This is a genomic window from Larkinella sp. (assembly GCF_965227735.1).
Taxonomy (GTDB): Bacteria; Bacteroidota; Bacteroidia; order Cytophagales; family Spirosomataceae; genus Larkinella.
This window is the reverse complement of the sequence record NZ_OZ245776.1, coordinates 5720591-5745973: the sequence shown is the minus strand read 5'-3', so window position 1 is coordinate 5745973 and position 25383 is coordinate 5720591. Positions and strand designations below refer to the sequence as shown.

Below are 25383 nucleotides of genomic sequence, written 5' to 3'. Positions count from 1 at the left end.
AAACGAACGAATTACAGGTATGATTCGCAATTACTTCAAAACCGCCTGGCGGGGTCTGCTCAACAACAAAGGCTACTCGGCCATCAACATTGGCGGGCTGGCCGTGGCACTGGGAATCGGCATTCTGCTGCTCTGGTGGGTGAAAGACGAAACGAGTTTCGACCGTTTTCATGCGAATGCGGATCGGATATACCGCGTCAATGGCGGTTTTGGCTCCGGCACGGCGCAGCAGTTTTCGGGCCAGATCGTGGCCCCCGTGGCGGCTTATGCCAAACAGCAGATGCCGTCGGTGGAAGACGCCGTGCGCATCGTCGGAAATTACGATGTCTCGCCTTTCAAGGTGCAGGACAAAACACTGGTGGAAGAAAAAGCCGTCTACGTCGATCCGGGTTTCTTCACGTTTTTTAGCTTCGAATGGGTGAAAGGCAACCGCGAGCGTCCTTTTCCCGATCTGCAATCGGTCGTTCTGACGGAGTCAGCGGCTTTGAAATACTTTGGTTCGGCTGAACCGGTCGGAAAAGTGCTGTATTCGGTTCCGAAAAAGCAGAACTTCGTTGTGAGTGGCGTCATCCGTGACTTTCCGGACAACTCCAGCATTCAATGCAACCTGCTGTTTCCGTTGCAGCTTCTGGCGAATCAATACAGTGGTGCCCCCGGTGATTACTGGAAAACCATGGATTCGGATTGGGGCAACTGGTTCGCCCAAACGTATTTCCGGGTCGATCCGCGCGCCAATCTGGACAAGATCGTAAAAACCCTGAACGACGTTCACCACGCCAGCAACCAATATGATCAGGTGACGGTGTATCGGCTGCAACCCCTGACCGACATTCACCTCTACCGGCCCGACGGCACCCCCGGCGCCATGCAGGAAGTAAAAATGATGGGCATCGTCGCGCTGATTCTGCTGGCCATCGGCTGCATCAACTACGTCAACCTGGCCACGGCGCGGGCCACGCAACGGGCGAAGGAAGTGAGTGTCCGGAAGGTCGTTGGTGCAGGTCGCGAACACCTGATCGGGCAGTTTCTGGCAGAATCGCTCCTCATTTTTGTCGTCGCCCTGCTGTTGGCTATCGGACTGATCAAAGGACTGGAATCGACCTATCAGGAACTGACCGGCAAAACCCAACCCTTCTCACTGGCTGATCCACAGACCTGGCTGGTGCTGGTGGGTGCGCTGGTATTTACCCTGGCCGTTGCGGGCATCTATCCGGCCCTGGTTCTGTCATCGTTCGAACCCTTGAAGGTGTTGCGCGGGAAAATGGCGACGGGCGGCAAAGGTGTTACGTTCCGGCAAACGCTGGTGATCACCCAGTTTGCCTTTTCGACGGCTTTGATCGTAGGAACGTTGGTCATCGGTAACCAACTCCGGTTTATGCGGGAACGCAACCTGGGGTATGACCGGGAAAATGTGTTCGCGTTCTGGATGACCGGCGATATGTTGAAGCATTTCGACGCGATCAAGGCCGAGTTGTCGCGCCAGCCCAGCGTCCGAAGCGTAACCGCTTCGAATGGCAATCTGCTCAGTTTAGGCAATTCAACCGGCGATACGGACTGGGACGGAAAGCCCAAAAACAGCATGTTTATCATCAACCGGATGCAGGTCGAGAAAGATTTCATTTCCACCTTCGGCCTGAAAATGGTGCAGGGAGAAACCTTTACCGGCTCACCCGCCGACTCGATGCACGTCATCCTGAACGAAACCGCCGTGAAAAATACGGGCATCAAAAACCCGATCGGCAAACGTTTTACGCTGGGTCAAACGAAAGGAATCATCATCGGTGTCGTGAAAGATTTTCATTTTGCCTCCCTGCGCCAGAAAGTAGAACCGGCGGTTTTCTTTTACCGGAACAACACCAATTTGGGGCGGCTTTATATCAAAACAACTGGCCGCGACGCGTCCAAAGCCATTGCAGCCACCGAAAAACTCTGGAAAAAATACAGCCCCGATTATCCGTTTGACTACCAGTTTATGGACGTGCAATACAACGAGCTGTATAAATCGGAACAGCGGACGGGGCAGTTGTTCAACTTCTTTGCGGGAATCGCCATTCTGGTTTCCTGCCTCGGTTTATTCGGGTTAGCAACTTTTACGGCCCAGCAACGTACCAAAGAAATTGGCATCCGCAAGGTGCTGGGTGCGTCGATTACGGGCATTGTCGCGCTGCTTTCCAAAGATTTCCTGAAGCTGGTGCTGATCGGCATTTTGATTGCGTCTCCGATTGCCTGGTGGACGATGAGCCAGTGGCTGACCGCCTTTGCCTATAAAATTGACCTGGCGTGGTGGATGTTCGCGTTGGCGGGTCTGCTGGCGGTTCTAATTGCCTTTGCCACCGTCAGTTTCCAGAGTATCAAAGCCGCGTTGATGAATCCGGTGAAATCACTACGTTCGGAATGAAGAGTTAAGAATGTAAAGTTATGCTAACGAGCTACTTAAAAATTGCCTTTCGGAACTTGCTGAGAAGCAAAACGTTCTCGGCCATCAATATTCTTGGTCTGTCGGTTGGCATGACGTGCTGTCTGTTGCTGCTGCTCTACATCCGGAGCGAGTTATCGTTCGATCAGCACCACCAGCACGCGAAGCAATTGTATTTGATGTCGAGTGCCGTCAAATCACCCGGGTTGAATGAAGAATACCCCCGCCTTTCGGGGCCGATGGCAGCCGCGATTCAATCGGAATTTCCGGAGGTCGAAAAAGTCGCGCGGCTTTACGTCAACATCATGGATGACAAAACGTTGCTGCAGGTGCAGGAAACGGGCAAACCCATGAAGTCATTTTACGAAACCCAGGGCTATCAGGTCGATTCGACGTTCTTTGATCTTTTTTCCTACGAATTCACGGAAGGCAATTCTGAAAAAGCCCTGTTTCAGCCCAATTCGATTGTATTATCCGAAGAGGTTGCCCATAAACTTTTCGGAAACACACCCGCCTTGAACAAAACCGTTCGGATCAGCGGATCGACAGGCAACGGCGACAATTTCCGGGTGTCGGGCGTTTACCGCGATGAAAGTGCCCGTTCCCACATTGATGCCCGGTTTTTTGTACCGATGTATGTCGGCATGATCGGCAATTACCTTCGGCAGCCCAATCTGGATTATACAAATAACAACCTCTTTACTACTTACCTCCGGTTAAGGCCGGATGCAGACGCGCAGCAGTTGGAACAGAAAATACCGGCGTTTGTCGAAAAATACATGCGCAGTGAGCTGAAACGGTACGGTTACGATAAACGACTCTTCCTGATTCCGGTTCCGGAGCTTCATTTATACAGCCAGATTCAGGCGATTGTGACGCCGACCAACAGCACAACCTACCTATACATCCTGGCATCGGTTGCGGTTTTCACACTGTTGATTGCCTGTATTAATTTCATGAATCTTTCGACGGCCCGGTCGGCCAAACGGGCGGCTGAGGTCGGCATTCGGAAGGTGATGGGCGCCGAGCGGGGCTCGCTGATCCGGCAGTTTCTGGGCGAGTCGATGATCCTGTCGTTGCTGGGGCTTGTGATTGCATTGGGGCTAATTTCCCTGCTTCTGCCGGCATTCAATCAACTGGCCGGCAAATCCTTGCAGGTGTCGGAATTGCTGGAGCCGTCAATCGCCCTGTCCTTCGTGGGGTTGACGCTGCTGACGGGCTTGATCGCGGGCAGTTACCCGGCTTTTTTCCTGTCGATGTTCAATCCGGCTCAGGTATTGAAGGGTAAGTTTGTCAACAGCCTGTCGGCGGTGGCTTTGCGTCGCGGGCTGGTGGTTTTTCAGTTTGTGGTCGCCATCGGGCTGGTGCTGGCCACGTTCGTGATTCAGGAACAGATGCGGTTTTTACGGAATCAGTCGCTGGGTTTTACGCAGGATCAGCAAATTGCCATTCCGTTGCGGAGCAGCGAGTCGCGCGGGATGTATACGGCGTTTCGGAACGAGATTTTACGGAATAACCAGGTGGTTTCGGCGGCCGGAACCCAGTATTATCCCGGCATTATGAACCCCACGGATTTTGGTTTGTATCGCCCGGATCAAACCGTCAATGAAATGCAGAATGTCAAAAACAGCGAGGTCGATTTTGAGTACCTGCAAACGATGGGTTTCAAACTGGTGGCCGGACGGTTGTTCTCGCGGCAATTTCCCGGCGATACCAATAACCGGCTCGTTGTCAATGAATCAACCCTGCGAAAGCTTCAGATTCCACTCCGCAAAGCCATTGGGCAAAAACTGAATTTTAATTGGCACGGGCAGACGTACCAGTACGAAGTGATTGGGGTTCTGAAAGACTTTCACCACGAAAACCTGCATCAACCCATTGAGCCCTATGCTTTTATGCTGATGACCCGTCCGAACTTCAACTACATCATTGCGCACGTCAATTCAGACAACATGGAAAACGTGCTGGGTTTTCTGGAACGGACATGGAAAGCCCTGCGCCCCGACGAGCCGTTTGAATATTCGTTTCTGAACGAAGATTTCCAGAAGAATTACCAGGCCGAAGTCCGTACGTCGCGCATCGTGACTTATTTCACCGCCATTTCCATCCTGATTTCCTGCCTCGGGCTGTTCGGATTAGCGGCTTTTGCGGCCCAGCAACGCACCAAGGAAATTGGCGTCCGAAAGGTGCTGGGCGCTTCCATATCCCACATCGTGCTGCTACTTTCCACCGATTTTCTAAAGCTGGTCATCATCGCCATCCTGATTGCATCACCGATGGCGTGGTGGGCCATGAATCGATGGTTGCAAAACTTTGCGTACAAGATCACAATTCCCTGGTGGATTTTCGTAGCCGCGGGCGTTTTGGCGTTATTGATCGCTTTCATAACCGTCAGTTTCCAAAGCATCAAAGCCGCGTTGATGAACCCGGTGAAGTCACTGCGTTCGGAATAACCCATAACTAAAGAAACGAGTCGAGATCCAGTTGCAGGAGGTTTGAAAACGAAGGCGAATCGATAAGCCAGCCGGTGCCTTTGCGGTATTGATGCCATTGCCGGTTTTTGTAGTTGTAGACGAACCCTTCGACGATGCCGTAGTTGTCTTCGTCAACCAACTGCATCACCTTTTTGAGGTCTTTTTTCAGGCCTTCCTGATTACAAACTTCCACGATAATCGGACTTTCGGCGGTTTCGTTGTCATACAGTAACAAGTCAGGTACCGGGCTGGCTTTGGACTCGTCCAGCATCGTTTCCGGGAAGGGTTCGAATGGAATCGAGCCTTCGACATAATAAAGCTGACCCAGATGGGTGTTGAGTTTACTGATCACACGCTGATGATCTTTGGGGCCGTAAACCGCCAGTTCGTCCTCATGGACGAAGAAATACGGGGAGGTAGAATTGGGATAGTTCATAACCTGTAGACCGGGCCGGCTGCGGTCGGGTCACGTTAAAGATACAAAAACGACTGAAACGAAATGCTGCGTAACTACTTCAAAATCGCCTGGCGGAACCTGCTGAAGCACCCGACCACCACGAGCATTCACCTGATCGGGTTGACGCTCGGCCTGACGACCTGTCTGCTAATCCTGCTGTTTGTTCAGAACGAATGGGGGTATGACCGGCACCTGAAGCAGGGCGACCGGATCTACCGCGTGAACCTCATCCGAACAACGGGTGCCGAAGTCGAGAAGTCGGGAATTACCCCCTATCCGCTGGCACCGGCCATGCGAACCGATTTTGCCGACTGGCCGAAAGTGACCCGCATTCACGCCGACCGCGACCTTTCCGTGCTGGTTTCGCCCCAGAAAATTCTGAAAGAAGACAACGTCGTTTTTGCGGAACCCGACTTCATCGACCTGTTTGATGTTGAAATGGTCGAAGGAAACGGAAAAACCGTTCTCGCCGAACCCAATAAAGTCATCTTAACCCAGAAAACCGCTCAAAAGTATTTCGGCTCGGCTTCGGCCCTCGGCAAAACGCTGCGACTCAGCAACGACCTGAAGGTGCAGGTGGCGGGTGTCATGCGGGATATGCCTTCCCAAACGAATTTTCCGGTAACGATGCTGGTGTCTTTCCTGTCGATGAAATCCTATTTTTCGTTCGGCATCGACCAGTGGGGCCTTCGCTCCGGTGGAAGTGTGTTTGCGGTTTTGCCCGAAGGCAAGTCACCGGAGCAGTATGCCGCCCGGCTTCGACAGGCTGAGAAAAAATACTTTTCCAGCCGCGACGGCGAAACCAGCACCCTGGTTCTCCAGCCGCTCCACGACATTCATTTCAATCCCGACTACGAGGGCACCATCCTGACGGCTGCCATTTCGCCCACGTATCTCTACGTTTTCGGTGCCGTTGGCCTGTTTGTCTTGCTGATTGCCTGCGTGAATTTCATCAACATGTCGACGGCACGCGCCATGACACGCGCCAAGGAAGTGGGCGTTCGGAAAGTGATCGGTGCCACGCAAAGGCAGTTGGTCTGGCAGTTTCTGAGCGAAGCCCTGTGGCTGACCGGCATTTCGGCCCTGCTGTCGTTGCTGCTTACCAACGCTTTATTGCCGGTTGTCAACGACTTTTTGCAGAAACAGATTACCTCAGAATGGCTCCGGACCAGCGGTATTCTGGCGACTCTGGCGTTGTTTACGGCCTTGCTGGCGGGTTTGTATCCGGCGTTTTTCCTCGCCCGTTTCCGCCCGATTCGCGCCTTAAAAACCGCCACGGAAGCGGGTGGTCTTCGCTCCGGGCGCGTCTGGCTGCGGCAGGGGCTGGTCGTTTTCCAGTTTTCCATCTCCCTCATTCTGGCGGTGGGCGTGCTGATCATTTACCGGCAAATGAATTATTTCCGGCAGAAAGACCTGGGTTTCAAACGGGATGCCATTGTGACGGTTGCCATCCCGGATTCGAAAAAAATGGCGGTTTTGGGTCAGTCGCTGCGGCAAATTCCGGGGGTCGAGCACCTTTCGTTTGCGCTGGGAGCGCCGACATCACCCAACAATTTCGGCACCGACATGCGCCCCGACCCCGCCAATCCGGCGAAGAAAATAAACATCTCGCTCAAACTGGCCGACGCCGACTACCTCAAGACCTACGGTTTAAAGCTAGTGGCCGGGCGTTTCCTCGAACACCGCGATACCGTGTCGATTTCGGGTTCCATACCGGAAGAGAAACGCCGGTATGCGTTTGTGGTTAATGAAAATACCGTCAAAGCACTGGGCTATGCCAAACCGGAGCAGATTCTGGGGCGACGGATCCGGGTGGGTATCAACGACATTGAAGCCGAAGTGGTGGGCGTCGTGAAGGATTTTCATACCAGTTCACTTCACAAACCCATTGAGCCGATGGTGCTGATGAACCTGCCGGAATTCTACTATTCCGTCGGGCTCAACTTGCGAACGAGCAACTACTCGACCACGATGGCGGCTATCGAAACCGCCTGGAAGGAACTGTATCCGGAAAGCCTGTTTGACGCTAAATTCCTGGACGACAGCCTACAGGAACTCTACGAAGACGAACAGCGGCAATTCTCGCTTCTCCGCGTTTTTGCCGGGATTGCGCTGGTAATCTGCTGCCTGGGTTTGTGGGGACTGGCCACGTTCACCATCGAACGACGGACGAAAGAAATTGGCGTTCGGAAAGTGCTGGGAGCGTCGGTGACGGGAATTGTCGCCCTGATTTCCAAAGACTTCCTGAAACTGGTGCTGCTGGCACTCGTCATTGCCACCCCGATTGCCTGGTATGCGATGGAAAGCTGGCTGAAAGAATTCAGTTACCGCATCGACGTGGAATGGTGGGTGTTTGCGCTGGTCGGCGCGGTTTCATGCCTGATCGCGTTTGCCACCGTTTCGTTCCAAAGCATCAAAGCGGCTTTGATGAACCCGGTTACCTCACTTCGTTCGGAATGAAGAATGAAGAGTTATGAGTTGGCCGCCCGCACGGTTGGCTGACGCATTCAACTCATAACTCTTCACCGCGCGGGCGGCCCCGTCATAACTCATAACTAAAAACCGTATGCTACAAAATTACTTCAAAATCGCCTTTCGTAATCTGTGGAGAAACAAGGTTTTTTCCGGGATCAACGTTTTTGGGCTGGCCGTCGGGCTGGCGTCCTGTTTGTTACTGTATCTGTACATTTCGCACGAATTAAGTTACGATAGCTTTCAGCAGAAGGCCGACCGGACGGTGCGGGTCGTGATGGAATACAGCATGGAAGGGCAGGTCAGCAAAGTCCCGCAAACCGGAACGAAGGTGGCCCCGGAATTTGGGCGGCAGTTTCCCGAAGTAGAATCGGGCGTCCGGATGGAAAACCGGCAGGCTGTGGTCAGTTATGCCGACCGGAAATTCAGCGAGAAAAAAGTAGTCTACGCCGATTCGGCCCTGTTCCACATCTTCTCGTTTCGGTTGAAACAGGGAAATCCGAAAACCGCCCTGGCTGGCCCCAATCTGGTCGTCCTGTCGGAGTCGTCGGCCAAAAAGTATTTCGGCAGCGAGAACCCGGTTGGCAAAACCGTCCGGATCAACGCCGGGGGTGGGGACAAAGACTATGCCGTAACGGGCGTGGTGGAAGATTGCCCGGACAATTCCCAAATCAAATACGACCTGCTGGCTTCGTTTACGACCCTCTCTGCGTCGAAAGAAGAGCAGTGGTTTTCGGCCAATTATGCCACCTATTTGCTGCTGCGCAAACCGGAGTCGATTGCTACGCTGCAGGCCAAGATTCCGGGTTTCATGAAAACGCAGTTCAGCAAGGAAGAGATGTCGGGCGGTAATTACCTGACTTACAGCCTAGAACCGCTACAGACTGTGCATCTTCACTCCGACGTCGAAGGCAATTTCGAACCCAACGGGGATCTGGTTTACCTCTACATTTTCGGCTCCGTGGCGGTGTTGATTCTAATCATCGCCTGCGTCAATTACATCAACCTGGCCACCTCGCGGGCCGTGGAGCGGGCGCAGGAAGTGGGCGTTCGGAAGGTAATGGGCGCGTTACAGGGGCAATTGTTCGGGCAGTTCATCGGCGAGTCGGTCATCGTCACCTTTGCGGCCCTGGGACTGGGCCTGTTGCTGGTTTACCTGGGTCTTCCGCTTTTCAACGACTTGTCGGACCGGGAATTTTCGTTCGACGTTCTGATGGAATCCCGGAATCTGTTGCTCCTGTTGGGGATTGTGCTGCTGGTCAGTTTCATAGCGGGCGGTTATCCGGCCCTGGTACTGGCCCGCTATGAACCCGTTCACGTCCTGAAGGGGCATTTGAAAACCGCCGGAGCGGGGCAATTCCGCCGGGCGCTGATCGTGTTTCAATTCGCCATCACCGCCTTTCTGATTGTCTGTACGATGCTGGTTCGCAACCAGTTGTCCTATATTCAGGACAAAAAACTGGGGTATAGCAAAGATCATGTGCTGGTGCTGCCCGCCGACCGGCAGGTGAACGAAAAAATCCGGGCCTTAAAATCCGAATTCAAACGGAACGCCGATGTGCAGCAGGTGACCCGGGCTTATGAATCACCGGTTTACATCAACGGCGGCTACGGCATGCACCGAACCGGAACGCCGGACGACCAATACAAATCGGTGACGGCCCTGCCCGCCGATGAGGATTTCGTCAAAACGATGGGCCTTCGGATTGTGGCGGGTCGCGACTGGACGGCAACCGATCTGGAGCAGGCGACCACGCCTGGCAGTGACAGCCTGCGTCATTTTCATTTCATTCTGAACGAAGCCGCCGTGAAAGAAATGGGCTGGAAGTCGGCCCAGGAAGCGGTTGGGCAGAAAATGGATATGGGCAAACAAAGACCCGGTATTGTCGGTGCGGTGGTCGAAGATTTCCACTTTGCTTCCATGAAACAGAAAATCAGCCCGCTGGTTATTTTTCCCGAAGCTGGTGGCCATGTTCTGCTGGTCAAAATGTCGGGAAGCCAACTGCCCGCTACGCTTCAATTTCTGGAAGAAAAGTGGAAAGCAGTCGTCCCCTCCCGCCCATTCGAATACGAGTTTATGGATGAAGAGTTTTCCAGACTCTATTTCGCCGAAACCCGCACGGGCCAGATTTTCAGCGTATTTGCCTTCCTGTCTATTCTGCTCGCATGTTTAGGTTTGTTCGGCTTATCGGCCTATACAACCGCCCAGCGCACCAAAGAAATCGGCATCCGGAAAGTGCTGGGCGCGTCGGTGCCGAACATTGTTCTGCTGCTTTCCAAAGATTTTTTGAAGCTGGTTCTGATCGCCATCGTGCTGGCTTCGCCCCTGGCCTGGTGGGCCATGAACCGGTGGTTGCAGGATTTCGCCTACAAAATCGAGGTCGAGTGGTGGGTGTTTGTCATCGCCGGGATCATTGCCGTTGCCATTGCGTTCCTGACGGTTTCGTTCCAAAGTGTGAAAGCGGCTTTGATGAATCCGGTGAAGAGTTTGAAGACGGAGTAACGTAATCACTTATGCTGAAGACGTATTTTAAAATTGCCTGGCGGACGTTCTGGAAAAACCGCACCATCAGCCTGGTCAATGTGTTGGGGCTGGCCTTCGGCCTGGTCGTGACCTTGCTGATCGTGCTCTATGTTGCCCATGAGTACAGTTACGACCGGTTTCATGCCAATGGCCGCCGGATCGTGAAGGTGGAACTCCGGCACGAGGAGGGCGAGCGGTCGTTTTCAGCCCCCACGATGTCATACCGGTTTGGCGAAACGGTCAAGGCAGCCTGTCCCGGCGTTGAAGATTTTGCCCGTTTGACGGAAAAAGGTTTTAACAGCAAACTGATTCAGAGCGATGCCGACCACAAAACCTTTGAATCGGACTTCCGGTTTGCCGACCCCGGTTTTCTGCGGTTATTTTCTTTTCAACTCCTGAAAGGTGATCCCAAAACCGTGTTGACCCGCCCGGCGACGGTGGTGCTGACCGAACGCATGGCCCAAAAGTATTTCGGTGATGCGGACCCGCTGGGGAAAACGATCCTGTACGACAAAGTCCACCGGTTGCAAGTGGTTGGTGTGGTAAAAAATCCGCCGTTTAACTCGTCTATCCAGTTTGATTTTCTGGGCGACATGACAACCCATCGCGCGATTGAACGGAGCTGGCATGCCGGTTTCCTGGGCGAAAAGAAAGCCGACGAAATTCAGGAGAGCGTGGGAACCGGCGGAAGTTACGAAACGTATTTTTTGCTCAATTCCCCAACGACCACGCACGACATTGAACGGAAAATACCGTCGCTGCTGAGTAAAGAAGAAACGATTAAAGATCGTAGAGACCATTACCGGCTCTATCCGCTTTTCGATTATCATTTTCAATTCCAGAACCTAACCTATAAACGGGTCGGTATATTTTCAGGGGTCGGTGGGCTCATTCTGCTGCTGGCACTCATCAATTACGTGAGTCTGACCACGGCGCGTTCCACAATCCGGGCGAAGGAAATATCGATTCGGAAGGTCGTGGGAGCCGCCCGCAAAGCACTCGTCATTCAGTTTTATCTGGAATCAGCGCTGTATGTAACGCTCGCGTTCTGTTTTGCCATTCTGATTTTCACCGTATTGCAACCGGTTTTCTGCTATACACTCCAAATCACCATCGATCCGAACTTTCTGACCAGCCCCTTCTTCCTGATTCCAACGGCTGGATTTTTCATCCTGAGTATTCTGCTTTCGGGAAGTTATCCGGCTTTGCTGCTTTCCGGTTTTTCACCAATTCAGTCGTTGAAAGGCAAATTCAGCGCAGCGGGTAGTGCGCTCCGGATTCGGAAAGGGCTGACGGTTTTTCAGTTTACGGTTTCCATTGCGCTGATGATCGGTTCCATACTGATTAAAAACCAGTTGGATCTGTTCCTGCAGAAAGACCTCGGCATTGATCGCGAGCGGGTGGTGACGGTACATCTGGACCCGGAAGACGGTCTGGATAAATACGCCAAAGCCATTCGGTCCGAGATCAACCAGTTGAAAGGCGTTGAATCGGTTGCGGCTTCGACGCTGCTGATGTATGGTCCCTTTTCGAGTAGCTGGCAATTGAAACGCATGGATGGCAAAAAAGAAGTGATTGCTACCACCTATACGGTAGATGCCGAATTTATCGAAACCATGAACATCAAGTGGGCCACCGCTCCCCGAAAAGGACTGAACTGGGCGACCACCAACCAGATCGTCCTCAATGAAAGTGCTGCGAAACAACTGGGCGTCAACCCAAAAAATTACGAACAGAGCCTTGATTTAGGGCGGGGAATGACAAAAACCGTCGTGGGCGTTGTGAAGGATTTTAATTTCATGACGATGGCTTATGGCATTGCACCCATGGCTTTGTTTGTCGGGAGTGACACGACTTTCCGGGATTATTTATACATAAAGCTGGCCAAAGGGGCCCCTACTTCGGAAACGCTGGCGTCCATTCAGCAGGTGTATGATCGCTATAAAACCGCCAAACCGTTTGCGTATGTGTTTCTGGATCACACCTACCGCCAACTGTACGTCAATGAGCTGAGTATGGGCAAAATCATTCTGGCTCTCACCGGCTTTGCCATCCTGATTGCCTGCCTCGGTTTGTTCGGGCTGGCGGCTTTTACCGCGGAACAGCGTACCAAGGAAATCGGCGTTCGGAAGGTATTAGGAGCCAGTGTTACCAACATTGTCCGGTTGCTTTCTGTCGATTTTCTGAAACTGGTTCTGATTTCCATCGGAATAGCCACGCCCCTTGCGGCCTATGTGATGAAAAACTGGTTGCAGGATTTTGCGTACAAAGTAGAATTGTCGTGGTGGGTTTTCGCGCTGGCGGGGTCGCTGGCGGTTTTCATTGCCTTGCTGACGGTCGGTTTTCAAAGCATCAAAGCCGCGTTGATGAATCCGGTGCAATCCTTAAAAACCGAGTGATGTTTCCAAGTCCTGCTCAGTGATATTTCGCTGTTCAATGGCTTGTTGGACTTTACCCGTTAGCTTTTCTGAAAAGTATTGAGCCAGCATTTTACGAATTGCCAGTAAGTCTTCCTCAGTAGGATCAAGTGAGTACACCTTCAGTAATTCGAGCTGAAGTGCATTGAGTTTTTGAGTTACCATGAGGGTGTTGTTTTAACAAATATAACAAAATCGAACAAGGAATGATCCGGAACTACTTCAAAATCGCCCTTCGCCAGTTGCGGTATAACCCGTTGTTCAGCTTCCTGAACATCCTCGGCTTAACCGTCGGGCTGGCCGTCAGCACGTTCATTGCCCTGTATGTCTGGCACGAATTTCATTACGACCGCCATCATCCGTTTGCCGAGCGAACCTATCGCCTGTTGTCGGTTGCCAACTACGGAGGTGAAGAATTCATGATGGCCGGTTTGCACGAGTCGTTCGCTACGGCCATTAAACAACAGATTCCGGAAGCGGAAGAGGTGGTGCGGTTATCCGAAGGGTTTGGCGATGTTGTGTTGCAATCGGATGAAAAGCACCGGTTTAAGGAAGAAAAGATCGGCGTTGCCGACAGCCCGGCCCTGTCGGTTCTAGGCGTTCGATTGCTTAGCGGAAATCCAAAGACGGCGCTCAGCGAACCGGGCCGCATCGTGCTGACCCGCGCGATGGCGGAAAAGTATTTCGGAAACCAGTATCCCATCGGACGCCCGCTGGTCTACGACAAACACTACACGCTCACGGTTTCGGGTGTGCTGGACGACCTGCCGACCAATTCGGTGATCCAGTTCAACGCACTGGTGTCGTTGAGTTCGATGCCGACGCTGGGAGCAACGGCGCAAAACGTCTATGAATCAGCCGGTTTTCTGACCCATTACCTGGTACTGCGTCCGGGGGCCCATATAGCCCAGGTTGAAGCCAAGCTCAAAAAAGTAAAAGCCGGGATTCAGTTCGTGGATATGACGGCCAATTATGTTCTTGAACCGATGCCTGCGCTGCACCTCGACAGCCGGATGGCACCCAAAACCGGTCGACAATCGCTCTACATTCTCCTGACCGTTGCCCTCGTCATTCTGGCGTTGGCAGTCATCAATTACGTGAGCCTAACCACCGCCCGCGCCACCAAACGCGCCCGGGAAGTGGGCGTTCGGAAGGCCGTCGGCGGACAACGCGGGGAACTGATCGGCCAGTTTTTTACGGAATCGTTCCTGACCACCACGCTGGCGTTTACGCTGTCGCTGGGCGTTTTGCAGGCGCTGTTTCCGTGGGCCAATCAGGCACTGGATCTACACATGGACAACCGGGTGTTGCAACAGGGTCCCTACTGGATGTTGCTGCTGACCCTGTGGCTGGGCTGTTCGCTGCTGGCGGGCAGTTATCCGGCTTTGCTGTTGTCGCGGTTTCGGCCGCAGGAGGTTTTGAAAGGCACAATGAGTTCGGGGCGGAGCGGGGCTGCGGTTCGGCGGGTATTCACCACCGTGCAGTTTGCCACCTCCATTGGCCTGCTGATTTGCAGCATCGTGTTGTATACCCAGATGCGGTTTTTACGCACCAAAAACCTGGGAATCAACCGATCGCAGGTTGTAGCGATGAAAGTCGATGCCGAAATGGCGACCCAGTTCCCGGCCCTGCGCGACGCCGTTCGGCAATGGGCGGGGTCCGACAACGTGGCGGTTTCCAACACGGCGCTGTTTACCGACAACATTTCTACCTGGTTTATGAAAACGGAAAAAACCAAAAAACAGGTGATGGTGAATGTGCTGTCGGTAGACAAAACGTTCTTCAAAATGATGGGCATCCGCTGGTTGTATGCGCCCGTCGGCTGGGAACAAAAACCGGTGACGAACGAACTGACGGTTTTCAACCAGACGCTGATGAAAGAAGCCGGAATCAAGGGCAATCCGCAGCAACAGGCTCCACCGTTTAAAGGCGTAAAAACCGCCGGTGTGATTACTGATTTCCACGTGCGAAGTCTGCACGGGCCGGTGTCGCCCATGCAACTGAGTGTTGTCAGTGATTCGGCCCGGGCGCTGGTTGCCAACGGCGGTTTTCTGCTGGTTAGGCTGAATGCTCATACGGACGTAGCCCAATCGCTGGAAAAACTGAAAGCACTTTACGACGCCAGCAAACCCGTTGTACCCTTTGATTATTATTTCCTCGACGATGCCTACGACCGACTGTACGCCAAAGAACAGCAACTGATGCGCTTGTTCAACGGATTTACGGGCCTGACGTTGCTGGTGGCCAGTCTGGGCTTGCTGGGTCTGATCACATTCTCGGTAGAAGCCCGCACCAAGGAAATCGGCATCCGGAAAGTGCTGGGCGCGTCGGTTTCCGGTATTGTCACGCTGCTATCGAAAGACTTCCTGAAACTGGTGCTGCTGTCAATGCTGATTGCTTCGCCCGTTGCCTGGTATGCGATGGACCAGTGGTTGCAGGATTTTGAATACAAAGTGGACATTCAATGGTGGATGTTCGCGCTGGCGGGTGGTTCAGCCCTGATTATTGCCGGCTTGACCGTCAGTTTTCAAAGCATCAAAGCCGCCCTGATGAACCCGGTTTCCTCACTTCGTTCGGAATAACAAAGAGTTAAGAATGATGAGTTAAGAGTGATGAGTTGGCTGATGCAAGCTGAAAACACGGGCGTCAGCCAACTCATCACTCTTAACTCATCACTAAATCATTATGCTACGGAACTACTTCAAAATCGCCTGGCGGACTTTGTGGAAAAACCGCTCCTACAGCCTGATCAACGTGCTCGGTTTGTCGTTGGGAATCACCTGTTGTCTCGTTATTTACGTGTTTATCCGGTATGAACTGAGCTTCGATCATTTCCATTCAAACGCCGATCGAACGTACCGGATTGTGGAGCACAACCGGAAAGCCGACGGGGTTCAATACTGGTCGAGCACCGCCTATCCGCTGGCCGAAGCCATTCGCCGGGAGATTCCGGGGGTGGGCGTGACGCAAACCGCCGGTCCCGATTCGCGCATCATCAGTTCGACGGATGGAAATGGAACGGTGTACCGGTTTGATGAAAAACGGGTGCTGTTTGCCGACGCGGAATACCTGAAAACGTTTGATTTTAAAGCGATTGCGCCGGACGGAATCTGGCTGGCGGGCAATGCCACCACGGCTTTTCAACAACCGAATGCCGTGGTGCTGACCCAGAAAATGGCCGAACGGTATTTTGCCGGAGCCGCCCTTCCCTACGAAAGGTTGCTTGGAAAAACGCTGACCATCAACAATTCGGACCCACTGGTGGTGTCGGGAATTATCCAAAATCCACCCCGAAATACCAATCTGCTGTTTGATATTCTGATCAATTACCAGTTCTACAAAGCCAATAACCCGTATTATGCGACAAACTGGTCGGGCAACTACCAGGGTACGACCTACGTCACGCTGCCGGTTGGTGCTGATCCGCAGGCGTTTGAGCGAAAACTGATGGCCCTGCAGAAAAAATACATGAATGCCGAAGACATTCGGCGTAAAACCTACGTGCTGCAACCGCTGGCCGATGTGCATACCGAAACGCGTTATGGCGACAATATTGGCAGTTACGTCATCAGCCGCACGGTTTTGGCCGGGCTGGCGAGTCTGGCGGTTTTTTTGATTCTGATCGGCGCTTTTAATTTCATCAACCTCAGCATTGCGCAGGCCATTCAACGGCGGAAGGAAGTGGGCGTTCGAAAGGTGGTTGGCAGTTCGCAACGGCAATTGTTCGTTCAGTTCATTGGCGAAAGTCTGGTGATCACGGTGATTGCGGGAATCCTGTCGCTGGGTGCGCTAAACGGGTTGCTGGCGTTGATCAACCAATCCATGACCCTCATTGAACTCGACCTGCGTGCCGATCACACGGTCTGGTGGTTCGGAGCGGGTCTGGTGGGGATCGTGGCGGTTTTGGCGGGGTTCTATCCGGCGATGGTACTGTCGAGGTTCCAGCCCATCAAAGCCCTGAAAAATACGTTTTCGGCACCCCAAAAGGGTTTCTCGCTGCGCCAGGGACTGATCGTTCTTCAGTTTTGTATTACCTACGGTTTGCTGGTCGGCACGCTGGTGGTTTCGCGGCAGATGGCTCTTTTCCAGCAAAAGTCATTGGGTTTTACGAAGGATGCGGTGCTTACGGTCAATAGCCCGCGCAACCCGCAAGACAGCAAGCTGACGGTATTTCGGGAACGGTTGCTGCAAAACCCGGCGGTCAAAAACGTGAGCTTTTCGTCGGGTGCCCCCTTGACCGACAACCACTACGGAACGGATTTTCGCCTGAAATCGGAGTCGGAGCCTATGAAACGCCAGGCCGAATTCAAAGTAGTGGACCTGAACTACCAATCCCTTTTTGGCCTTCAACTAGTCAGCGGCCGTTGGTTCACGACTTCAAATCTCGTTCCGAATGGTCAGCCCTTTAACGGTTTTATCGTCAACGAAACGCTGGTGAAGATGCTGGGGCTCACGCCAGAAATCGCTATTGGTCAAACGGTTGTCATCAACGAAGGCGAAGCCCCGATTCTGGGTGTGGTGAAGAATTTTCACAACCGGTCGTTGCAGAACACCATTGAACCCTGTGTCATGCTCTGCTGGAATACCGGATTCTACGGACAGATTCACCTCCAACTCGTCCCGCACACCGGCAACGAGCCGAATCTGCGCCAAGCCCTTCAGGCGATTGAACAAACCTGGAAGCAGATTTTCCCGAACGATGTGTACCGGTACACCTTCCTCGACGAGGACCTGGCGAGAAATTACCTGATTGAGCAACTGGTGTTCGACGCCTTCCGGATTTTTGCCGCCATCTCCATTTTCATTTCCTGCCTGGGTCTGTTCGGCCTGATTACGTTTGCCGCCAACCAGCGGACGAAAGAAATCGGTGTTCGCAAGGTGTTGGGCGCGTCGGTGGGCAGCATCGTCGGGTTGTTGTCGAAAGATTTCCTGAAACTGATTTTGGTCTCCATTCTGATTGCGACGCCCATCGCCTGGTACGGCATGAACCAGTGGTTACAGGATTTTGCCTACAGAATTGATGTCGAATGGTGGATGTTCGTCCTCGCCGGTTTTGCCGCCGTCGTCATTGCCTTCGCCACGGTTTCATTTCAAAGCATTAAAGCCGCGTTGATGAATCCGGTGAAGAGTTTGCGGTCGGAATGAAAACCCGAGGCTAATCATTCCGACGGTCCTACAAAATGGGCCATCCCTACGGGATTCATCCCCATGAATGTGGACACGGTTTCTACAAAATGGAGCATCCCTACGGGATTATTTCCGATTTTTCGTGCGAAACGGTTTCTACAAAATAGGCCATACCTACGGGATTGGTTGATGTTTTGTGATGTGGTTCTACAAAATGGAGCATCCCTACTGGATTGGTTGGTGTTTGTCTTCGAGAACCCGATTGCGCCATCCCTACGGGACGGATGGCGCATTTTGTAGAAAACATGTCCACATTGATGGGGATAAATCCCGTAGGGATGACCCATCTTGTAGAAACGCGTGCGTTTATTCAGGGTATGAATCCCGTAGGGATGGTTCATTTTGTAGAACAACATTCAGAAAACCAACCAATCCCGTAGGGATGCTCCATTAGACCGGCTCTTTAAAAATATACCGTACATCATACGGCACTTCAAATTTTTTCAAAAATTTCAAATATTCTTCCTGAAACGTCTGGCTTCGATGGTGTTCCGCCTGGTTTTGAATGTAGCGGAACACATCCTCCACCTGCGAACGGCTGTAGGAAAACACCCCATAGCCTTCCTGCCATTCGAAACGAGAGGGTGTAAGCCGGTGGTCATTGACCCATTTTGAAGACCCGGCTTTCACGATTTGCATCACCTCCGAAATGGAGCGGATTGGGTTCAGACCGATAAAACAATGCACATGGTCGTCAACACCATTGACAATGAGCGTTTTGCAGTTAGTTTCATTGATCAGATTGCCAATGACGCCAAATAAATCGGTTTGCCAATCTTTGTGAATCAGAGCGGCCCGGTATTTCACTGAAAAAACGGTCTGGATATAGACCTGGTGATACGTGTTTGCCATATCGGTCATCCCACTGGGATTTTTTAGTATTCCATTGAGACCGGTTGCGGCAAGATTGGTCATCCCTACGGGATTGGTTGGTTTTCTGAATGTTGTTCTACAAAATGAACCATCCCTACGGGATTCATACCCTGAATAAACGCACGTGTTTCTACAAAATGGGCCATCCCTACTGGATTCATCTCCGGATAAGCGCGTGCGATTTCTACAAAATGGGCCGTCTCGATGGGCCATTTTGTAGAAACCGTGTCACACGAAAAACCAAAAACAATCCCGTAGGGATGGGTCATTTTGTAGAAACCGTGTCCACTAGAAAACCAAAAACAATCCCGTAGGGACGACCCATTTTGTAGAAACTGTGTCGCGCGAAAAACCAAAAACAATCCCGTAGGGATGGGCCATTTTGTAGAAACCGTGTCGCGCGAAAAACCAAAAACAATCCCGTAGGATGGCTCATGTAGCGATTTCTACAAGATTTGTTCCTGGAACTCTCCTGTAACCACTCCTCTGTCACGCCCCCACCGTCTGGCGATAAACTGTTGGGGTTACGCCTTCCAGCATTTTGAACAGGCGGGAAAAATAATGCAGGTTATTAAACCCCACTTGATAACACACCTCGGTGACCGTAGCCGTCGGATTGGCCAGCAGCCGTTTAGCCAAACCGATCCGTTCGCGGATAATAAACTCCACCGGCGATAGCCCAAAGGCTTCTTTGAAGGTTCGGAAAAAACCGGATTTGCTCATGCAGGCTTTCTGACAAAGCACCTCGATGCTGATTTTCGCCGTCAGGTTTTCGCGGATGTATTCAACCACGGCGGCAAACCGGTTGTTCATCGCCAGCCCGTCTTCGATCAGCGCCATATTCTGCGTCTGAATCACCCGGATCAGCAGGGATTTGAGCGTCAGGTCGGCCAGGGCGTCTTTGGCCAGATCGTCTTCCATGCTGATGTTGATCAACTTGTTCATGACGTTGGCCAGTTCCCGGTTGTTGTAAAAATGATACTGACTAAAATTCAGCTTCCACTCCCCTCCCTCATCTTTTCGGGGATAACGCTCGTTCAGAAAATCCAGCATTTGCGTCACCACATGCCAGTCGAGGGCGATGGTGGCGCATTGTACCGGGTGTTTTTCGTCGGCTTCCGGAAAATCCACTTTCATCGAAATGCCTTCCGGCAAAATGACGGTTTCGCCGGGCAGAAAATCAAAACCGGGTTTCTGGGATACATGCATCACTTTTTTCCCACGCAACATGCTGGTAATAACCAGCCCATTGTACGACAACACCACGTCGGAACATTGCCGATAAGTTTCGAAAATATTCAATTCGCAATGATTCAGCGTAAAAACCCGGCGGTGTTCGACCAATGAATCCAGTTCTCTAGTATCCGACAAATTAATAGTCTGTAAGGGAAATCCGTTGTTCATTATGTTTCAGGGTTATGCTCTATAAACGTTATTTGATAAGAAAATTTACTGATCAACACGATAGGATTGGATAATAGTAGTATTTGTTGGTATTATCGTGTAACTAGAAGCTTTTCTGAATGCCTAGTTTTGTTCAGGTTCGCCAAAGCGACCAACTGATTGATCACTTTTATATAAAAGAACAAAATCATGAACACAACTGGCATCACATTAGAACAGGCTGAGGTTGCGGTAAAAGCCGCCAAAGCCAAAGCCGTCGAATTGGGAACAGTCATGAACATCACGGTGGTCGACGCCGGCGCCAACCTGACGGCTTTTGCCCGCATGGACGGCGCCTGGCTGGGATCGGTCGACATTTCGCAGAAGAAAGCGAAAACCGCCCGCTTTTTTGATATGAATACGGGTGAACTCGGAAAGTTATCACAACCGGGTGGCTCGCTCTTCAACATCGAACACGCGAATGGCGGACTGATCACCTTTCCCGGCGGTATTCCGATCAAGAATGCCGACGGCGACGTGATTGGGGCCATCGGCGTATCCGGCAGCACCGTCGAAAACGACCATGCCGTCGCCAAAGCGGGGGCCGAAGCGGTTCATTAAAAGTACCATTGTTTGAATTTCTAAACCCTCTAAACCCTAGAAGTATGTGTCAAAACCACGGTGTTGCGTACATCAAACCCGGTGTGGTGGAAGTACAATCCATTGAATACCCCAAACTGGCGATCGGTGATCGAATGTGCCACCACGGCGTCATCCTGCAAATCGTTTCAACCAACATCTGCGGCAGCGACCAGCACATGGTGCGGGGCCGAACCACCGCCCCGGCGGGCCTGGTGCTGGGCCACGAAATTACCGGGCTGGTCATCGAAGCCGGGCGCGATGTTGAGTTTGTCAAAGTCGGGGACCTGGTGTCGGTTCCGTTCAACATTGCCTGCGGACGTTGCCGGAATTGTAAGGTGGGCCAAACCGGGATCTGCCTGAATGTTAACCCCGCCCGACCTGGAGCGGCCTACGGTTACGTCGATATGGGCGGCTGGGTTGGCGGTCAGGCCGAATACGTGATGGTTCCCTATGCTGATTTTAACCTGTTGAAATTTCCGGACAAAGACCAGGCGATGGCCAAAATCCGGGATCTGACCTTGCTGTCGGATATTTTCCCGACGGGCTACCACGGTGCCGTCACGGCGGGTGTGGGACCGGGTTCCATTGTCTACGTGGCCGGAGCGGGTCCGGTCGGTCTGGCTTGTGCGGCTTCGTGCCACCTGCTGGGGGCCGCCGTCGTCATTGTCGGCGACATGATTCCCGAGCGGCTGGAGCAGGCCAAAAGCTTTGGTTGCGAAATTGTCGATTTGCGAAAAGACACGCCACTGGCCGACCAGATTGCGGCCATTATTGGCGTTCCGGAGGTCGATTGCGCCGTCGATTGCGTGGGTTTCGAAGCCCGCGGCCACGGTTCGGATGCCGGTGTTGAACGGCCGGCTACGGTTCTGAACGCCATCATGAGCGTTACCCGGGCCGGGGGCGCACTGGGCATTCCGGGCCTGTATGTAACGGGCGATCCGGGAGCCGCCGACGATGCCGCCAAGGAAGGCAGTCTGAGCATCCGGATTGGTTTAGGCTGGGCCAAGTCGCACTCGTTCTATACGGGTCAGTGCCCGGTCATGAAATACCACCGGCAATTGATGAACGCCATTCTGTACGATAAAATTCAGATCGCCAAAGCCGTGAATGTGGAAGTGATCAGCCTGGATAAAGCACCGAAAGGCTACCAGGATTTTGACAAAGGAGCCGCCAAGAAATTCGTCATCGATCCACACGGAATGATTCCGAATTAAAAATTAAGAGATAAGAGTTATGAGTGTGTCATCCAACTCATAACTCTTATCTCTTATCTCGTCGGTATCTCAAAACCGACTTTCCGGTAAATATCTTCCATTAACAGCGTGCAGGTGCCAATAGCAACGACTTCATCCTGAGGACGGTAATCGTGCAGCAGCCATTCATTTGATTCGGTTCTCCGGAAAACTTCCACCTTTTTCTTTTTGGACGCCACCAGCACGTATTCTTTCACGCTGGAGATTTGCTTGTAGCAATCGAATTTCTCCGTACGGTCAAACAGTTCCGTCGAATCCGATAGGATCTCGACGATAATTTCCGGATTTTCCAATACATCCAATCCGTAGCGCGCCGTCAGAATAGGTTTTTGACAAACAATGGCCAGATCCGGAAAAACATACTTGTAGCAATCCGCCAGATGCACCAGTTGGTCACTGTTCAGAACCAGGCAATCGCCGTCTTTTAGACAATTCCATAAGGATGCAATCAGATTACTGGCGATCAGATTATGCGGCAATTGAGCACCGGCCATCGCTACGATCTCTCCATCGTGGTATTCCAGTTTCTCAGTCGACTCCTTCAGGAGCGCGAAGTACTCCTCTTCGGACACACGTGTAACGATTGGTGCAGGTATCATAGACTTCTGTTTTGATCAAATATAGCCAAAAATGACTGGGCTGGCAAGCCCGAAAACGGTCGATTCGACGCCCGGCGGTTGGCGGCCAATACGGCCCGAACCATGCTGTCCGTAAATGTACGATCCGCGTCCGTTTACGGACATTTCATTTTATTTCCATTCCCTATAAAATTGATTATCAATACGTTAAAAATCTGGTATATCATTTGGTCGAGCTAGATCGGTACCTGTCTCATTTCCTTTGATCCGGCCGATTATGCTACGCAACTACTTCAAGATCGCCCTCCGAAACTTTGCTAAAAATAAGATTTTTTCGTTTATCAATATTCTGGGTTTATCGGTCGGATTAACCTGCTGCATCCTCATCACGGCGTTTGTCGTAGACGAACTACGCTACGACCGGTATCCGGCACAAGCCGGCCAGATTTACCGCGTCGGCCTGCATCTGACGGTCAATGACGCCATCACCGACTTTCCCAACGTCGATGTTGCCGTGGGGCAGGGCATCAAAAATGCGTTCCCGGAGGTCGAGGCATCTACCCGGCTGCTGCGGTGGAACCAGGTTTTTATTCGCCACAAAGAGAAACAGATCAAGGAAAAATCCATCGCCGTTGTGGACTCCAATTTCATGACGATTTTCTCGCTGCCGTTTCTGGAAGGCAACCCGAAAACCGCCTTGAAAGAGCCGAACTCGGCGGTGGTAACGAAGGAGTTTGCCACGCGCTTTTTTGGCAATGAACCCGCGCTTGGACAACTGCTGACATTCGGCAACGGCGATGTCCGCAAGATCACCGGTATCATCCGCGAAATTCCGAAGAATTCGCACTTTCACTTCAGCCTGTTTTTCAGCACCGCCGACGTAAAATACGCCCAAAACCAGACCTGGAGCAATGTGGGCTGCTACACGTATCTGGTGCTCAAAAAAGGCACCGATCCGCAGAGGCTGGAAGCGAAATTTCCACAACTGGTTGCCGAACACGTCGTTCCCGAGATTCAGCATGACATGGGCGTTAGCCGGGCCGAAGCGCAGAAATCGGTCAATACTTTCCGGTTTTTCCTCCAGCCGCTGACCGACATTCATTTGCACTCGGCCACGAAGTACGAACTGGAACCCAACGGCAACATCAGCTACGTTTATATTTTCAGCGTTCTGGCGGTTTTTATCCTCCTGCTGGCCATCGTCAATTTCACCAACCTGTCTACGGCGGGTGCCGCCAAACGTTCCAAGGAAATCGGAATCCGGAAAGTCATGGGATCGATCAAGACCCAATTGATGGGGCAGTTTCTGCTTGAATCGGTCATCATTACATTTCTGGCCCTGCTGCTGTCTGTTGGGATGGTGACGGTGCTTCTCCCCTTTTTCAATGACCTGGCCGGGAAACAAATTGAAATTTCTACGGTATTCAACCCGAAAAGCATTGCCGGTTTTCTGGCATTCGGGGTTGTCGTCGGTATTCTGGCGGGCATCTACCCGGCGTTTTTCCTCGCTTTCTCCAAAATTACCGCCGTTCTGAAAGGCGGTTCCGTGCTTCAGAGCGCCGGTCGAGGTGGCTTGCGAAGCGGCCTGGTGGTTTTTCAGTTCGCCATTTCCGGGGCACTCATCATTGCCACCCTGGTGTCGTACCAGCAACTGAAATTCATGCAAACCAAAACGCAGGGCTTTGATAAAGAGCAGGTTCTGGTCATTCACGATACTTACATGCTGGGAACGAACGAAACCGCTTTTAAAGATCAGTTACGACAGGACAGCCGGGTGGTGCAGGCGAGTCTTTCCCGCAGCATTCCGCTCAGTACTGAGACGCAGGAAGGCACGCAGATTTTCGGAAAAGACCCGGTCAAAAAGGCCAATACCAACGAAATTCAGGCCACGGTTTTTCGCATCGACGACGCGTATCTGCCCACGCTGGGCATTGCTTTACGGTCGGGGCGGAACTTCTCGAAAGCATTTTCAACGGATTCTGCCGCCGTGATCATCAACGAAGCCACGGTTCGGGATTTGGGCTGGGGGCGCAGCAATCCAATCGGCAAAACCATCGTCCGTTCCGGGCGTCGCGAATTTACGGTGATCGGCGTTGTCAAGGATTTTCATTATGCCTCCGCCCGGCAAAAAATTGCTCCGCTCATGATGATTCTGGGCGGTAATTCGGGTGCCATTCAGGTGAAGGTAAAGGCGGATGATGCTTCCGGTGTTGTCGAATCGTTCAAGCAAAAATGGGCCGCTCTGAGTCCTCCCGCCCCTTTTACCTATACGTTTCTGGATGATCGCTTTGCGGCTTTGTACGAAGCGGAACAAAAAACCGGTCGGCTCTTCACGGTTTTTGCCGGCATTTCAATCATTATCGCCTGCCTGGGTCTGTTTGGGCTGGCCACGTTCACCGCCGAACAGCGCACGAAGGAAATTGGCGTCCGGAAGGTCATGGGCGCCACCTCGTCCAGCATCGTTGTGCTGCTCTCGAAAGACTTCCTGAAACTGGTTTTCATTGCAGTTCTGATTGCCTTCCCGGTTGCGGGCTGGACGATGAATTACTGGTTGCAGGATTTTGCGTACCGCATCGAAATCGCCTGGTGGATCTACGTCCTGGCGGCTTTTCTGGCAGTCGGCATTGCGTTGCTAACGGTTTCGTTCCAGTCGATCAAAGCATCGTTGATGAATCCCGTGAAAAGTTTAAAGAGTGAATAAAGTCCT

Annotated in this window: 16 protein-coding genes; 10 read left to right on the top strand and 6 right to left on the bottom strand. The window is 52.3% G+C overall.

What is annotated here, in order from left to right:
• Positions 1-19 precede the first annotated feature (19 nt).
• Both ACO064_RS22450 and ACO064_RS22445 read left to right on the top strand, forming a co-directional pair.
• Positions 20-2398, top strand: coding sequence for an ABC transporter permease (locus tag ACO064_RS22450; protein ID WP_421829462.1), 2379 nt, complete (start codon positions 20-22; stop codon positions 2396-2398).
• Between the two features lie 20 nt (positions 2399-2418).
• On the top strand, positions 2419-4869 hold the full coding sequence (locus ACO064_RS22445; RefSeq protein WP_421829461.1) for an ABC transporter permease: 2451 nt from the start codon (positions 2419-2421) through the stop codon (positions 4867-4869).
• 7 nt (positions 4870-4876) lie between these two features.
• On the opposite strand, the gene ACO064_RS22440 is transcribed toward ACO064_RS22445, so the two are convergent.
• Positions 4877-5326, bottom strand: a complete 450-nt coding sequence (locus ACO064_RS22440; RefSeq protein WP_421829460.1) for a hypothetical protein — start codon at positions 5324-5326, stop codon at positions 4877-4879.
• A gap of 63 nt (positions 5327-5389) precedes the next feature.
• Here ACO064_RS22440 and ACO064_RS22435 point away from each other — a divergent pair, with 63 nt between their 5' ends.
• From ACO064_RS22435 to ACO064_RS22425, 3 genes are all read left to right on the top strand, one after another.
• Complete coding sequence (locus tag ACO064_RS22435) at positions 5390-7807, top strand: ABC transporter permease (RefSeq protein ID WP_421829459.1); 2418 nt, start codon at positions 5390-5392, stop codon at positions 7805-7807.
• A gap of 106 nt (positions 7808-7913) precedes the next feature.
• Positions 7914-10322, top strand: coding sequence for an ABC transporter permease (locus ACO064_RS22430; RefSeq protein WP_421829458.1), 2409 nt, complete (start codon positions 7914-7916; stop codon positions 10320-10322).
• Positions 10323-10333: 11 nt separating this feature from the next.
• Complete coding sequence (locus tag ACO064_RS22425) at positions 10334-12742, top strand: ABC transporter permease (RefSeq protein ID WP_421829457.1); 2409 nt, start codon at positions 10334-10336, stop codon at positions 12740-12742.
• Here the strand turns inward: ACO064_RS22425 and ACO064_RS22420 are convergent.
• Positions 12728-12925, bottom strand: coding sequence for a hypothetical protein (locus ACO064_RS22420; RefSeq protein ID WP_421829456.1), 198 nt, complete (start codon positions 12923-12925; stop codon positions 12728-12730). The two genes, ACO064_RS22425 and ACO064_RS22420, sit on opposite strands and share 15 nt — an antisense overlap.
• 41 nt (positions 12926-12966) lie before the next feature.
• Here ACO064_RS22420 and ACO064_RS22415 point away from each other — a divergent pair, with 41 nt between their 5' ends.
• Positions 12967-15342, top strand: coding sequence for an FtsX-like permease family protein (locus ACO064_RS22415; RefSeq protein WP_421829455.1), 2376 nt, complete (start codon positions 12967-12969; stop codon positions 15340-15342).
• Between the two features lie 103 nt (positions 15343-15445).
• Complete coding sequence (locus ACO064_RS22410) at positions 15446-17905, top strand: ABC transporter permease (RefSeq protein ID WP_421829454.1); 2460 nt, start codon at positions 15446-15448, stop codon at positions 17903-17905.
• Positions 17906-18337: 432 nt separating this feature from the next.
• Here ACO064_RS22410 and tnpA read toward each other — a convergent pair whose 3' ends face one another.
• The 3 genes from tnpA to ACO064_RS22395 all read right to left on the bottom strand — a co-directional run bounded on the left by tnpA (position 18338) and on the right by ACO064_RS22395 (position 20191).
• On the bottom strand, positions 18338-18799 hold the full coding sequence (tnpA, locus tag ACO064_RS22405) for an IS200/IS605 family transposase (RefSeq protein ID WP_421829453.1): 462 nt from the start codon (positions 18797-18799) through the stop codon (positions 18338-18340).
• 65 nt (positions 18800-18864) lie between these two features.
• Entirely contained in the window at positions 18865-19089 is a 225-nt protein-coding gene (locus tag ACO064_RS22400; protein ID WP_421829452.1) for a hypothetical protein, read from the bottom strand.
• A gap of 220 nt (positions 19090-19309) precedes the next feature.
• On the bottom strand, positions 19310-20191 hold the full coding sequence (locus ACO064_RS22395) for a helix-turn-helix domain-containing protein (RefSeq protein WP_421829451.1): 882 nt from the start codon (positions 20189-20191) through the stop codon (positions 19310-19312).
• 222 nt (positions 20192-20413) lie between these two features.
• Between ACO064_RS22395 and ACO064_RS22390 the strand changes: the two genes are divergently transcribed.
• Both ACO064_RS22390 and fdhA read left to right on the top strand, forming a co-directional pair.
• On the top strand, positions 20414-20824 hold the full coding sequence (locus ACO064_RS22390; RefSeq protein ID WP_421829450.1) for a GlcG/HbpS family heme-binding protein: 411 nt from the start codon (positions 20414-20416) through the stop codon (positions 20822-20824).
• 44 nt (positions 20825-20868) lie between these two features.
• Positions 20869-22059 (top strand): formaldehyde dehydrogenase, glutathione-independent, encoded by a 1191-nt coding sequence (gene fdhA / locus ACO064_RS22385; protein ID WP_150876050.1) that lies wholly within the window; start codon positions 20869-20871, stop codon positions 22057-22059.
• A 53-nt stretch (positions 22060-22112) separates the two neighbouring features.
• Here the strand turns inward: fdhA and ACO064_RS22380 are convergent, their stop codons facing one another.
• Positions 22113-22697: a Uma2 family endonuclease gene (locus ACO064_RS22380; protein WP_421829449.1), complete on the bottom strand. Its 585-nt coding sequence runs from the start codon at positions 22695-22697 to the stop codon at positions 22113-22115.
• 256 nt (positions 22698-22953) lie between these two features.
• On the opposite strand from ACO064_RS22380, the gene ACO064_RS22375 reads away from it, so the two are divergent.
• The gene (locus ACO064_RS22375; RefSeq protein WP_421829448.1) at positions 22954-25377 is read left to right on the top strand and encodes an ABC transporter permease; all 2424 of its coding nucleotides are present in this window, start codon (positions 22954-22956) and stop codon (positions 25375-25377) included.
• Positions 25378-25383: the final 6 nt, after the last annotated feature.